The organism is Afipia sp. GW821-FHT04G03 (assembly GCF_059419985.1).
This window is the reverse complement of the sequence record NZ_JBWKSV010000003.1, coordinates 524320-538403: the sequence shown is the minus strand read 5'-3', so window position 1 is coordinate 538403 and position 14084 is coordinate 524320. Positions and strand designations below refer to the sequence as shown.

Annotated in this window: 9 protein-coding genes; 4 read left to right on the top strand and 5 right to left on the bottom strand. The window is 58.0% G+C overall.

The window, feature by feature from the left end:
* The first annotated feature begins 378 nt into the window (after positions 1-378).
* The 4 genes from AC07UB_RS16930 (at position 379) to AC07UB_RS16915 (ending at position 4293) form a co-directional block, all read left to right on the top strand.
* On the top strand, positions 379-1233 hold the full coding sequence (locus AC07UB_RS16930) for a LuxR C-terminal-related transcriptional regulator (protein WP_492790621.1): 855 nt from the start codon (positions 379-381) through the stop codon (positions 1231-1233).
* 69 nt (positions 1234-1302) lie between these two features.
* A complete protein-coding gene (locus tag AC07UB_RS16925; RefSeq protein WP_494654767.1) occupies positions 1303-2571 on the top strand; it encodes a lactonase family protein in 1269 nt (422 codons plus the stop codon).
* A 23-nt stretch (positions 2572-2594) separates the two neighbouring features.
* Positions 2595-3908: a polysaccharide biosynthesis/export family protein gene (locus AC07UB_RS16920; protein WP_494654395.1), complete on the top strand. Its 1314-nt coding sequence runs from the start codon at positions 2595-2597 to the stop codon at positions 3906-3908.
* Between the two features lie 34 nt (positions 3909-3942).
* Entirely contained in the window at positions 3943-4293 is a 351-nt protein-coding gene (locus AC07UB_RS16915; protein WP_494654397.1) for a VanZ family protein, read from the top strand.
* Positions 4294-4340: 47 nt separating this feature from the next.
* On the opposite strand, the gene AC07UB_RS16910 is transcribed toward AC07UB_RS16915, so the two are convergent.
* The 5 genes from AC07UB_RS16910 to AC07UB_RS16890 all read right to left on the bottom strand — a co-directional run bounded on the left by AC07UB_RS16910 (position 4341) and on the right by AC07UB_RS16890 (position 14079).
* Entirely contained in the window at positions 4341-5759 is a 1419-nt protein-coding gene (locus tag AC07UB_RS16910) for an HlyD family type I secretion periplasmic adaptor subunit (RefSeq protein WP_492790618.1), read from the bottom strand.
* Positions 5698-7869, bottom strand: coding sequence for a type I secretion system permease/ATPase (locus tag AC07UB_RS16905; RefSeq protein WP_494654401.1), 2172 nt, complete (start codon positions 7867-7869; stop codon positions 5698-5700). The genes AC07UB_RS16910 and AC07UB_RS16905 overlap by 62 nt, the downstream gene beginning before the upstream one ends.
* Before the next feature lie 85 nt (positions 7870-7954).
* Positions 7955-12082: a beta strand repeat-containing protein gene (locus AC07UB_RS16900; RefSeq protein ID WP_492790616.1), complete on the bottom strand. Its 4128-nt coding sequence runs from the start codon at positions 12080-12082 to the stop codon at positions 7955-7957.
* A 32-nt stretch (positions 12083-12114) separates the two neighbouring features.
* A complete protein-coding gene (locus AC07UB_RS16895; protein ID WP_492790615.1) occupies positions 12115-12831 on the bottom strand; it encodes a sugar transferase in 717 nt (238 codons plus the stop codon).
* A 6-nt stretch (positions 12832-12837) separates the two neighbouring features.
* On the bottom strand, positions 12838-14079 hold the full coding sequence (locus tag AC07UB_RS16890; protein WP_492790614.1) for a DegT/DnrJ/EryC1/StrS family aminotransferase: 1242 nt from the start codon (positions 14077-14079) through the stop codon (positions 12838-12840).
* Positions 14080-14084: the final 5 nt, after the last annotated feature.

Genomic DNA, 14084 nt, shown 5'->3' with positions numbered 1-14084 from the left:
CCGCCGTTCAGCCGCAGGCGCAAGTTGCGCCCGGCCGCATTCGCACCGCGGTGCGCACTCACTGAGATATCGCTTTTTCAAAGCTCAGCATTGAATCGCCGTTGCGGATCGCAGGGGCGAAAGGCGGTCTCGTTTCGGAAGGACGTCATTCGCACATAACGAACGATATATATGAGTATCGGGGATTGTCATTTATATTTCATAAAAGAGTTGCAATCGGTGGCGTCGAAATTTCAATCGCACTGTCGGCTTTGGAAGGAGAAAAATCGCACGAGTGTGCATGGGATTTCAAGCGGCTTGTTTGACGTGCTGCCAATAATGACTCCGAAACGGAGCGAATGAATTGATCAGAGGTGGGAACAATTAGGGAGCAGCAAAATGCATGCGACCGTCATTGTTGGATCGAACAATCTCTTCCGTGAAGGCCTTATCAGTATTCTCGGAGCGGCGAATTTCCGGATACTGGATGCAATTGCCAGCGTTAACAGCTCCGTTCTGGATACCTTGGCCGAGGAGCGCGACGGCATCTTGTTTATTCTCGAAGCCGGCGATGATTCAGCAGCCATGCTGGATCAAATCAAGCTTATCAAGGCACACAATCCAATGTGGCGGGTTGTGGTGTTGGATAGCACCAATCAGTTGACCAATGCCGCCTCTGTCTATCGTGGGGGGGCGAGTGCCTATTTTGCCAACGTCGCAAGCTCCGTGGCCTTCATCAAGTTTCTGGAACTGGTGATGTTGGGCGAAACAATACTGCCTGCTGAATTTCTTCCATTTGTGCTAGACCACGAAAATTGCGACGAGAATGGCAGAAGTCATCACGATGACGGGGGCGCGTGCAAAACTGACTTGAAACAGGAATTTCTGACGGTGGCAGACAGCGCGCCCATGAGGCAATTGTCAGCGCGGGAAAAGGTGATCCTGCGCTGTATTATTGATGGGTGCTCAAACAAGGAGATTGCACGCAAGATCGCTATTTCAGAAGCGACCGTAAAGGTTCACGTCAAGTCGATCCTTCGTAAGATACGGGTTCATAGCCGTACGCAGGCGGCAATTTGGGGTATGAGCTACGGCCTTTCCATCTGGCAGGTAGGAAACGGTTCGACACCTCTTGCGCAGATATCCGTTCAACCGTCTGTGTCTCAGCACGCAATGCCGGCTCTGCCTCCAGCTAAGAGAAGCGAGTCATCGCTGTTCACGGCGGCTGCTCTTCGAAAGAGCGAGCCGTGGTAAATCGAAGATTTTGTTGATCACGGGCGGGTGAGCCTCGATTGAAAGAACGGCTGATTGGTCGGCTCGAAAATGCACGGGACCAGGGCACCGACAGCGAGAGGCGTGTTGTGTGCGGCATCGCTGATTGTCGCGTTGCATACCGTTGCGCTGGCCTATGATGAACTGACGGCGGCGCGGGTCCTCGCGACGCCTCCCATGCCAAATGTCGGCTATCTGCAAGAGGCCAAGGATCCGGTCTTCGGAACGCTTGTAACCCGAGTCACTGATCCAGGTGGGAAGATGCCCGGCGGCGTTGTCTGCAAGCTGGCATACTGCACTCACAGATATTCCAGTTCGCAAGCCTGGAACGCAGATCAGAGTTTGCTGCTGATCACAAACGGCTGTTCCGGGTTCTGTTTCCTGGACGGGCAGACCTACGTCCCCCTCTTTCAGCGCTCAATGTTTAACGAATGCGAGTGGCATCCGGCCGATGCAAGGCTGATGATATGCGTCAGCAGTCGCGCAATCTATACGTGGGCACCGCGGAGCGACACCAAGACGATTGTTTTCGTCGGAGATGCCGACCGCGATCTCCAGTTCGGGCCGAACAAGGGCAATCCATCCAGAGATGGCAATAGGCTGGTTGTGCGCGCAACGACGAAGTCCGGGACGCTCATCGCCTTTGCATTCGATATTTCAACGAAAACGAGATTTCCGGATATCAGGCTCACTGACCTACCCGGGACTAATGGCTATTGCGGCATTTCACCATCGGGTCGTTACATATTCTGTAGTCAAAATTTATCCGGCGGGATCACTGAAGGGTATGTTTTCACGGTCGATGGGGTGCAGCTCCAGCACTGGACCGATCATCATCGTCCGGGCCACGGCGACCTGACGATCGATGCGGACGGCAGCGACGTCTATGTCGGCATCAGCAAGGATAATCCAGACAAGTTTCATATTATCAAGCGGCGGCTGGCGGACGGTAAGGTAACTGACCTTGCGCCTTACGGCGAGGGCCAGCATGCCTCGCTTCGCAATATCAATCTGCCCGGATGGGTATTCCTGAGTTATGGCGGATATTTTTCCGAGGTCTCGCGACAGCGGGGCTGGGCGCCCTTTTACCAGGAAGTTGTCGCGCTCCGCATTGACGGCAGCGGAGAGGTGCGCCGGATCGCGCAGACCCGCAATCCCAAGCATGATTATTGGAGCGAGACCCATGCATCGCCTTCGCCCGATGGGTCGCAAGTCATCTGGTCCAGCAACTGGGGGCAACCGGGCGGCGCGGTCGCGGATTACGTCACGCGATTGTCCTGGCCGGAAACTTCGCGAAAGCAATCATCTATGCGTCAGTGATTACCGACACAGGGAGATACAATATGCCGACCATTCGATTGCCACCGGGGACCAGCGCCTCCTTTTTCCGCAAGGTCGTTCGGCTGGATGGAGCATCCGGTCTAAAGTGGGCGCTGTTCGCAACGGCCATGTTGTGTTCGGCCCCTCAGGCAAGGGCCGATTATCGGTTGCATGTCGGTGATGTGGTCGAAATCTCGGTAGCCAGGGCGCCGGAACTCAAACAACGCGTTCCTGTGCAACTGGACGGATCGATCTCGTTCCCCATGCTCGGCAATCTTCCGATAGCAGGTCTTACGCCCTCGGAGACGCAGGCCAGAATTCAGGCGATCCTGGCCACCAAGGTCTTCCGGCAGCGGATATCGGATGGCCGCGAGAACGAGATCATGATCGACCACGACGAGGTGACGGCGACCGTCGTGGAATACCGGCCGGTATACGTTAATGGCGACGTCTCCAAACCTGGCGAATATTCCTATCGGCCGCTAATGACGGTGCGGCAGGCGGTGGCTCTTTCGGGCGGTTATGAGCTTATGCGCTACCGCATGCAGAATCCTATTCTCGAGTCGGCGGATTTGAGAGCCGAGTATGAAACGCTTTGGGCGGGGTTTGCCAAAGAGCAGGCCCATGTGTGGCGCCTGAAGACGGAGCTCGGAGAAGACAGGAATCTCGATCGGAGCAGTCTGAAGGACCTGCCTCTGGGTCAATCAACCATCTCCGAAATCGTGCATGTCGAGGCGGAGCAATTGAAGGCTCGTCAGGCAGACTACGATAGTCAGAAGGAATTCCTGCAACGCGCAATCGCACTGGGTCAAAACCAGGTCGGGGTTCTCACGGAGCAGCAGAGGCAGGACGATGAGGGCGCGCAAGCGGACATAGACGAGTTGCAGAGGACAATGGATCTCTATGGCAAGGGGTCGCTTCCAAGTCCTCGCGTTGCCGACTCCCGTCGTGCGGTGCTGATGTCTTCAACAAGAAAGTTGCAGACATCGGCTCAACTGATGCAGATCAAGCAACAGCAAGACGATTTCACACGACAAATCGGAAAACTCGACGCCCAGCGCAAGATGGAGCTGCTCCGCGAGTTGCAGGACGCTAATCTGAGGCTCAGCGAGATTCGGTCGAAGCTGCAGAGCACAGCGGAGAAACTGCAATATGCGACCGTCGTCAAGTCGCAGTTTATACGTGGAAGCGGTAGTGAGCCCCAGATCGCAATCATCCGGATCAGCGAAAAGGGTCAGCAGCGCATCCTTGCGAATGAAGAATCCGAGCTTCAGCCAGGCGATGTCGTGGAGGTCACTCTGCGGCCCGGACTATCCGGCGAGCCGCGTGGACAATAAGACGATGTAAGATGATTGTGCGAGGTTATCCTGAATGAGCGCCGCCGCGACCAGGATTATCGGCTGGCTGGCGGTGCTGTCGGTCGTGGTGATCTCACTGGTGCCCGGCCGTCTGCGCCCTCACGTTCTAGCGAACAACTATGAGGAGCATTTTGTCGCCTATATCGTTGTCGGCTGTCTCCTTGCAGCGGGCTATCCCGCGCTCAGGCAGCGGCTTGCCATTGGTATTGCGCTGATCGTCGGTGCTGCCTCGCTCGAAGCAGCACAAATGTTTATTGTCGGACGGACCGCAAGCATTGAGGATTTCACGGTCAGCGTATTGGGGGCCTGGATAGGCCTCCATCTGTTGTTCGTCGTGCGGGTCTGTCCAAGGCTGTTTGATTGAGGCTGTTTGATTGAGGCGCCTTGTCTCCGGGCACTCCTCGATCGGAGTTATCGCTCTCGCAGGATGTCGTGCCTGTACCGCGTGAGCGGAGAGAGCAGATAGCTGATGATGCGGCGCGATCCTGTTTTGATTTCGGCTGTCACCGCCATTCCTGGAGAGAGCGGAATAAGTTTGTCCTCGATCTGCATCTGTGTGCGGTCGAGCGCGATGCGCGCGGCATAGGTGAGTTCCTGGCCTTTGGGTTCGTTCGCTGCGCTCTCCGTCTGGGATGATTTGTCGCGTAACTTATCGGGAATAATGGCGTCGTGCGAAACGTTGATGATGCGTCCGTGGACGAGGCCGTAACGCGTGAAGTTGAATGTATCGACCTTGATCTCGGCGTCCTGCCCGGGGGATACAAAGCCTATATCCGTGTTTGATACCATGGCCTCGATCTCGACCGCGCCATCGGTTGCGACGACAACGGCGAGGGCCTGTGCCGGCGTGACCACGCCCCCGATGGTATGCACGGAGAGTTGCTGGACAACGCCGTCAATTGGCGCGGTGAGGATTTGCAGTTTGGCTTTTTGTTCCGCCTTGATGACCTCCTGGCCAAGGCCACCGGCCTTCTGTTCCGTCTTTGCCAGATCGTCGAACAGCGTGCGGCGGTATTCCGCCTTCGCTTTGGATCGTGTCTCGTTCAATGCCGCGATCGCGGCGTCCGCCTCGCGCTCCCTGCTTTTCTGAACAAGGATCTCGTGCTGTTGCCCCACAAGATCCTGCAAATCCGACAGATAGGTAATTTTTGAGCCAAGCTTGCTTTCATAGAGGTACCCTCTCAGATTCGCTCGCTCCTCAAGCAAGGGGGTCGTGGCCTCAAGTTTGGCAACGTTGGTGGAGATGGTGTTCCGCTCTGCTTCCTTTTGACTGATCTGGCGATTGATCTCGGCGATCTTTGCACGATGCTCCTGAGTCTGGGTCATGAGGAACTGGCGCTGTGTTTCAATGAGTTCTTTGGTTGCGCCGTTCGGCGAGATAAAGTCATCGAACGGATTGTCGCCGTCCGCGAGTGCCGCGCGAAGACGGGCAACGTCGAGTTCCGCGGCGACGTAGTCAATTCTCATGTGCTTGACATCGGCTGCATTGATCGTGGGATCGAGTTCGATCAAAACATCTCCGGCCGTCACCACTGACCCGTCGTGAACGTGAATGGCCCGGACGATCCCGGTTTCGAACGGCTGGATAATCTTGGTGCGGCCGGTTGGAATGACCTTGCCAGGCGCGATTGCGACAATATCGACGCGGCCGAGCGACGCCCATACCAGTGCCGCACTGAAAAGCGCGATGATCGCCGCGCCGAGCGCGCGCGCGGTAGGCGAGGCAGGAGTCTCGACGATTTCAAGTGCGGCGGGAAGAAAGGCCGTCTCATCGTGGCGAGAGAGCTTCTGCCGTTCCGGGAACTGAATGATTTTTTTGACGGATGTCATGGAATCCCGCCTGTATGTCATGGAGGGTGGCGTAGCGTCCGTTGGTATGAATCAATTCCTCATGCGTTCCGTCCTCGACGAGGCGTCCCCGGTCGATCGTGAGGATGCGGTCGGCGCCGCGTACCGTCGAAAGGCGGTGAGCGATCACGATGGCGGTGCGCCGCTCGCAGATGCGCCGCATATTGTACTGTACGATCCGCTCGCTCTCGTAATCGAGCGCGCTCGTCGCTTCGTCGAAGATCAGAATGCGCGGGTCGGTGACGAGGGCGCGAGCGATTGCGATCCGTTGCCGCTGTCCGCCAGAGAGGCTGCAGCCACGTTCGCCGACGAGCGTATCGTAACCTTCGGGAAGCTGGAGAATGAATTCGTGTGCACCGGCAAGCGTCGCCGCGGCAATGATCTGATCCATCGACAACGCAGGGTCAGCGAGCGCGATATTGTCGCGCACTGAGCGATTGAAAAGCATGTCTTCTTGCAGAACGACGCCGACCTGGCGGCGCAGCCAGGCTGTGTCGACCATGGCGAGATCGACGCCGTCAACGAGTACGCGGCCAGCCTCAGGCAAATAGAGGCGCTGGACTAGCTTGGCGAGGGTGCTTTTGCCCGAACCTGAAGGTCCGACGATGCCGACCACTTGCCCGGCGGGCACGTGGAATTGCACATCGTGCAGGACTTCAGGTCCATCTATGCGATAGCGAAAGCCGACATGCTCGAACGTGATCTCGCCACGGATCGGCGGAAGCGCAGCGCGGTGAGCCGTGATCGACGATTCCGGGCGCGTATTCAGGATATCGCCGAGCCGTTCGATGGAAAGGCGGGCCTGGTGAAAATCCTGCCAGACCTGTGCGAGTCGCAGAACCGGCACATTTACCCTGCTGGCGAGCATGTTGAATGCGACAAGCTCGCCGACAGTCAGGCTGCCGTCGATGACAAGCTTGGCACCCAGGAACAAGATGGTGGCTGTGACAAGCTTGCTCACGAACTGAACGGCCTGGCTTGCCACGTTGCCAAGATTTAGAACCCGGAAGCTCGCAGCGACATAACCCGCGAGTTGTTCTTCCCAATGGCGCTGCATCTGAGGTTCGACCGCCATCGCTTTCAACGTTTCCATCCCGACGATGCTTTCGACCAAAAAGGCCTGGTTTTCAGCGCCGCGTTTGAATTTTTCATCAAGGGATCGGCGGAACAGAGGCGTCGCGGCGGCCGAAATTGCGATGTAGAAGGGAAAAGCGCCGAGCACGATCCAGGTAAGCAGCGGGGAATAGATGAACATCACGCTCAGGAAAACGAACGTGAAGACCAGATCGATGACCAAGGAGAGCGCGGAGCTTGTGAGAAAATTGCGAATATTCTCGAGTTCGCGGACGCGCGCGACTGAGTCGCCGGCGCGGCGATTCTGGAAATAGGCGAGCGGCAGCGATATCAGGTGCCGGAACAGCCGCGCGCCAAGCTCGACGTCGATCCGATTGGTCGTATGGGCAAAGAGATAGGTGCGTAGTGCGCCGAGAATTGCTTCAAAGATAGCAATGGTTATGAGGCCGATGGTGAGGACTTCGAGCGTGCCGAGCCCGCGGTGTACCAGCACCTTGTCGATCACCACCTGAAAGAACAGCGGTGTTACGAGCGCAAAGATTTGCAAGAAGAAGGAGGCTATGATGACTTCGCCAAGGAGCCGGCGGTATTTTTGAATGGCGCCAACGAACCAGGTGACGTCAAAGCGCCGTGAAAGGTCGGAAAGCGTTGCACGACGTGTCATCAGTATCAGGCGGCCACTCCACAGAGTTTCGAAGTCCGCCTTGCTCATCCCTTCCGGCTGTAGCCCTGGCGGGCGCTGGATGAGTACCTTGTCATCCCCGGTGCTGCCAAGGATCAGGAAGCCGCCGTCGGCGAGAGCCGCGATTGCCGGGAGGGGAGTTCGTGCCAGGCGGGCCCAATTTGTCTTGATGGCGCGCGCCTTGAGGCCAAGATCACGGGCGCAGCGGAGCATCTCCGTTGTGCCGATCGTATCTGTCCCGATGCGGTGACGAATCTGTTCAGCTTCCGCGGCAATGCCGTTCATCCGAAGCAGCAGCACGAGGGCAAGAAGTCCTGAATCGTTTTCTGGTGTCATTAGCTGACGTCCCGCGTTTCAGGAAAACGAAATTCAAAGCGACTAGTCTCATGCCATCGGAGGCGGTTGAACTCGTCTTGGTGCGTCATGCATGATGCGGCGCGAACAGAAGCGGCGGACCGTCTGGTCCGATCTGCGTCGATAGCGATTGCACAATCTGGCTGAAGCCATTGCTGCCAGCTCCGTGGAGGAAACCCGCGGCCGTATATTGGTCCATCAGCGCGATGAGTTGGCCGAGCGGCGTCCCCTGAGGAATTCCTCCAGCCGTGACGGGAGTCACGGGTGGGTCGGTGACGACAATTGTCTGCGATGCCGAGGTTGCGGCTTCGCCTGAGGTCGTGTTGCTTGCGCTGATCGTCAGTGTGTTCACCGGATGATCTGATCCGCTATAGGACGACAGCAGTGTCAGTCCGCTGTTGACCTCCGCCGCGCTCAATGTGACGGAGCTGCCGCTGAAGACCGTCTTGTCGAGTGCGTTGGTTACGGTCTCGTAGCTTGTCAGTCCGCTGATCGTGACAGATACGGCGTCGTCGGCGTCGAATGCGGTGACGCTGATTGGTAACGCCACCGATCCCCCGGCATTCACTGTCAGGGCGGTGCTGCCAAGAGTGAGCGTAGGCGTTTCCGGAGTTGACTGGATCTGCACCTGGGAGATTGCGGTCTGCCACCACCCATTCGCGATGTACTCGTTCGAAATCCAGAACGAACTCGGATTGTTAGGGTCAGCGATCGCCGTTGAATTGATGCCCCAGCGCTGGACGCTGTTCCCGTTGCCTGAATTGAAAAAGCCTGAACTCGCCTGATACAGGATAGGTGCGCTGAAAGATCCCGTTCCGCTGCCCGCCGACTGGAAGACGTAGTAGTCCGACGGATACATGTTCGGGCCGCTGGCGGTGAAATTGATGATGACGTCGCCCGTACTATCCGCAGCGATGGAGCCGTTGAAGGTTGCCACATTGGTGCCGAGCGAGGCGCCTGAGATGTTGCCCTGCGCTACCAGGGTCGGGCTGTTCGGATTGCTGACGTCGATCTTGAACCAGTGGACCAGCGGCACGCTCGATCCGATTGGCTTTTCCTCGGTGACGCCGTAGAGGAAGCCGTTGGAGTAGGCGAGATTCTGGACGCGCTTGTCTGTTGCATCCAGCAGCAAGCTCGTTCCCAGTTGCTGGGCGGTATAGGATCCGCCCTGATCGATATTGCCCAGCCCGATGGTGCTGATCGGTCCGAACGTTTTGGTGGCCACATCGTAGACCTGCAGGGTCACGACAATCTGACCGCCGGCGGAGTAGCTGCTTGCATAATAGGTGTTGCCGTTGTTGCCGGCCACGACACGGTAGATTCCTTGATTGGGGGAGGTGACCTCGCTAGCGGTAACTGTCATCGTGCCGCCGTTGTAGATGCCGCCACCGGTGCCAGCCGTGTCGCCGATAACCCAGACGCCTGTTCCCTGCCAGCCGCCGCCGCTAATGTTGTACTGTGGAGCGGTGATGTAGATGTTGGTGCCGTCGACCGACACCACGGGCGTATCCGAACTGGTCGGTTTCCCGTTGATGGTGAGTGCGGTATTCAGCGAGGCGAAGTACCAGCCGTCGTTCGGATTGGAGTCCTTGGAAACTGCGATGTCGATGTTGCTGATCGCACCGTTGGAGCCGATATTGTCCATGGTAATGATGTAGCGGCTGTTCACGCTGTCATAAACGGCGCGGGGATCGAACAGGGCATTCGTCGCCGTCGTCCCCAGCGGCTTGAAGAACTGATAAACTGATTGAAGTGTCGGCGCACCGCCGCTCAGATTCGTCCATTCAATCTTTGAGCTTTCCAGCATCACGATGTAGTTGGGCCCCACAGCAAGCGCGTTGTGAGGTGGATAACCGGATTTGTCGGAAATGCCCGAGAATTGAGTTTCAACCTCTGAGGTGGCTGCAGGTGGGGCTGCGGTCTCGGTGACCGTGTACGCCGCTGATACTGTGCTGGTGTTGCCTGCGGTGTCCGTCGCTTTTGCCGCAATGCTGTGAGTTCCGACAGCGAGCGGCAGAGTTGTGATGGCGAACACGCCGGTCGTTACGTTGGCAATTCCCGTGCCGAGCACGGTGGTGCCATTGGTGTCGTATAACGTTACGCTACTGCCGGGCTCCGCTGTACCGTTAATCTTCACTTGCGTGAAGTTGGTGATTCCGTCGCCTTTGGTGCCGCTGTCGGTGGCCGGGTCGAGGGTAAGGCCGGTTGGCGCATCCGGTGCGATGGTGTCGATTGTCACCGCATAGACGACCGATCCCGTACCGGTATTGCCGCCCGCATCCGTCGCTTGCGCAGTGATGCTGTGCAATCCATTGGCGAGCGCAGTTGTGCCTATCGCGAAGGTGCCGGTCGTAGCGTCGGCAATCCCTACGCCGAGCACGGTGGTGCCATTGGTGTCGTACAATGTCACAGTGCTGCCGGGTTCGGCCGTGCCATCGATCTTCACTTGCGTGAGATTGGTGATGCCATCGCCCTTGGCGCCGCTGTCGGCCGTTGTGTCGAGCGACAGCCCCGATGGTGCTATCGGCGCGACTGTGTCGATCTGCAATGCTCCGGCTGGATTGTAATTCACCGCACCCGAAAGATCGGCATTGTTGCCGAGCCCGTCCTGAATCGTGGCGCCATTGAGAATGATGGATGATATCGCGAGATCGGGTGTGTTCTGGCCCGGCGTAACAACATAACTGAAGACAAGAGCGTTGCTGCCCGAGCCTCCGACATAACTTGCGATGCCGCCATCGTTGAGCGCCAGTGTCGGCGAACCGTTTGTCGTGTTGACCGTCACGGCAACACTGAAATTGACCGTCAGTGTCACGGTCTTGCCGGCGTTAAGGTCGCCGCCGCCATTGGTGACGCCTGCACCGGTGGTCACGACCGACGCGATAGCCGGGATATTCGTCGCCTTGATCTCGATCTGGGAAACGGCGGTTTGCCACCAGCCGTTTGCGACGTACTCGTTGGATACCCAGACCGCATTCGGATTGTTGGGATCGGGGATCGCTGTCGAATAGGCCCCCCAGCGCTGCACGCTGGACCCGTTTCCGGAATTGAAGAAGCCTGTGCTTGCCTGGTACAGGAGCGGCGAACTGAAGGTGCCAGTGGGATCGGACGAGGCCTGGTAAACGTAGTAGTCCGAAGGATACATGTTCGGACCGCTGGCGGTGAAGTTGATGACCACATCGCCGGCACCGTCGACGGCGAGAGAGCCGTTGAAGGTTGCCACATTGGTCCCGAGCGACGCGCCGGAAATGTCACCCTGGGCGACAAGCGTCGGGCTGTTCGGATTACTGACATCGATCTTGAACCAGTGGACCAGCGGCACGCTGGAGCCGATCGGCTGCAGCTCGCAGACACCCCAGAGAAAACCGTTGGCATACTGGAGATTCTGGATGCGCTTGTCGCCGGCGTCGAGCAGCAAGGTGGTGCCTTGCTGTTGGGCGGTATATGCGCCGCCCTGGTCGATATTGCCGAGCGAGATGGTGGTCGCAGGACCGAACGTGCTGGTGGAGGTGTTATAAGCCTGCACCACAGCGATGATCTGGCTGCCCGTGGAATAGTCGCAAGCGTAGTATGTCGTGCCGTTGTTGCCTGCCGCGACGGAAAAAATACCCTGGTTCGACGGGGTGATCTGGTTGGCGACAACCGTCATCGTGCCGCCGTTGTAGAGACCGCCGCCGGCACCGGCGGTTTTTCCTATGACCCATGTCTCGGTTCCCGCGTAGCCCGAAACATTGACGTTGTACTGCGGCGCGGTGATGTAGATGTTGCTACCGTCGATGGAGATGGACGGTCTGTCGGAAGAGGTCAGCTGTCCGTTGATGGTGAGCGAGGTGTTCAGCGACGCAAAGTACCAACCGTCATTCGGATTGGAGTCCTTTGACACGGCGATGTCGATATTGCTGACGGTGCCGTTAGCGCCGATGTTCTCCATGAGGATGATAAAGCGGCCGCTGGCGCTGTCGTAGATGCAGCGCGGGTCGAACAGCGAGTTGGTTGCCGTCGCTCCGAGCGATGAGAAGAAGCTGTAGACCGACTGAACTGTGACCGCGCCGCCAGTCAGGTTGGTCCATTCGATCCGCGATCCTTCGGCCATCACGATGTTGTTCGGCCCAACCGCAAGGCCATTGTGCGGCGGGTAGCTCGACGTGTTTGAAATGCCAGAAAAGAGCGTGTCTATCTGTGAGATCGAACTCATTTGAACACTACCTTATTCCGTATGCTGCCACGTTACTGTGCTATCGTCTCGCGGGTCAGATCAGGGAGTTCGGATTCGATCCCCAACATTCCGGGAATATGTCCGACCACAAGCAGCAAAACCGTCGCCAGAATGATGCGCAGGTCGTTGATCGCGCCGATCTCGCGACTGTAACGTTCATAGTGGCCGAATTTGATAGGCATGATCTTGTGCCTGTAGACCGCGACAGGGTCCTGGTTCTGATCGAGCATGGCACTCTCGTCGCGAAACAGGATCGCGGCATAGTCGGTCATTCCGGGTTGCATCGAGAGAAGGATCGCCCGCTGTTCGGGAGAATAGAACCCCATGAACTCGGGAACCTCGGGGCGGGGGCCGACCAGCGACATGTCCCCTGCGAGAACGTTGATGAGCTGCGGCAGTTCGTCGATCTTCGTTCTTCTCAAGAATCTGCCGATGCGGGTTACTCTCTTGTCCGCGCGCACTGTCAGGGCCGTACGGTTCGCCCCCTTTGCGGTGCTCATCGATCGAAACTTGTAAATCCGGAATGGACGGCCGTTGAGCCCGACCCGCGTTTGGCGGAAGAAAGCCGGTCCCGAGCTTTCCAGCCTGATTGCGATTGCAATGATAACGAATAGCGGCGACAGCAGAATCAGTCCGAAAGCTGAACCGGCCACATCTAGAGCGCGTTTGAACGAGAGCGTTGTCGCAGATGGCCGCGTTATGGAGAGGCTGGTATCGCAAGCGGGCATGGCGTGTCACTCCAGCAAATCTCGCAAAGCGTCAACGACCCGATCGATCTCTTGATCGGTCATGGTGGGGAAGAGCGGCAATGACACCGCACCGGAGAAATAACGATCGGCTTCCACGAAATCGTCCGGCTTGAAGGAATAACGCTGTCTCCAGTAAGTCATCTGGTGCAGCGGCCGGTAATGGACCGAGGTGCCTATGCCCTGTGCGGTCAATGCTGCGATGACATCGTCGCGCGTGACGCGCGCGGTTTCGTGAATGCGGATGGGAAACATGTGCCACGAATGAAGGCTGCCGGCGGGCGCCGGTGCGGGGCAATCGAGCGGCAAACCGGCGAGTTTCTCCAGATAGCGTTGCGCTGCGCGTTGCCGGCCGGATTGCAGCCCCCTGGCGCGGTCGAGCTGAACCACACCCACAGCCGCAGCGACGTCGGTGAGATTGTATTTGAACCCGGGCGACACGACATCGTATGCCCACGATGCGCCGACCTTGCTGAAGCGATCGAACGCATCGCGATTGAGTCCATGGGTCCGCATCACGCGTGCGCGTGCGGCGATTTCCGGATTGCGGGTGGTGATCATGCCGCCCTCGCCGGTGGTGATCGGCTTGGTGGCATAGAAACTGAACACGCAAGCGTCCGACTCCCAGGTGCCGACTTGACGATCGAACCGATGCGCCGGCAGGGCGTGGGCCGCATCCTCGATAACTTTGAGGTTATGGCGACGGGCAAAGTCCAGTACCGCAACCATATCGCAGGGAAACCCGCCGAAATGGACCGGAATGATGGCTTTGCAGCGTGGCGTGATGCGCCGCGCGGCGTGTTCGAGGTCGATCGTGCGGGTTTTCTGATCGACGTCGACGAAAACGATTTCCGCACCGAGATAACGTATCACGGACGCGGTGGCGGTGAATGTGAGCGTCGGCACCAGCACCTCATCGCCGGGGCCTATTCCGCAAGCTTCCGCCGCCAGATGCAGCCCGGCTGTCGCCGAGTTCACCGCCACGGCCTCGATCCCGCCGCCGAGAAAGGTCGCGAATTTCTGTTCGAACTCGCGAGCCTTGGCACCCGTGGTCAGCCATCCCGAACGGAGCACGGCTGTCACGGCTTCAATCTCTTCCTCACCCACCACGGGACGGAAGCACGGGATGTTCGTGAGAAGCTCGTGAACCTTGGGCTTATGAAGTTTAGGGACGTGCGGCGACCGGCTAATTCTTGAGGCGCGGATTTCCTGTGCTTGCTGGTATCGCATTGCAA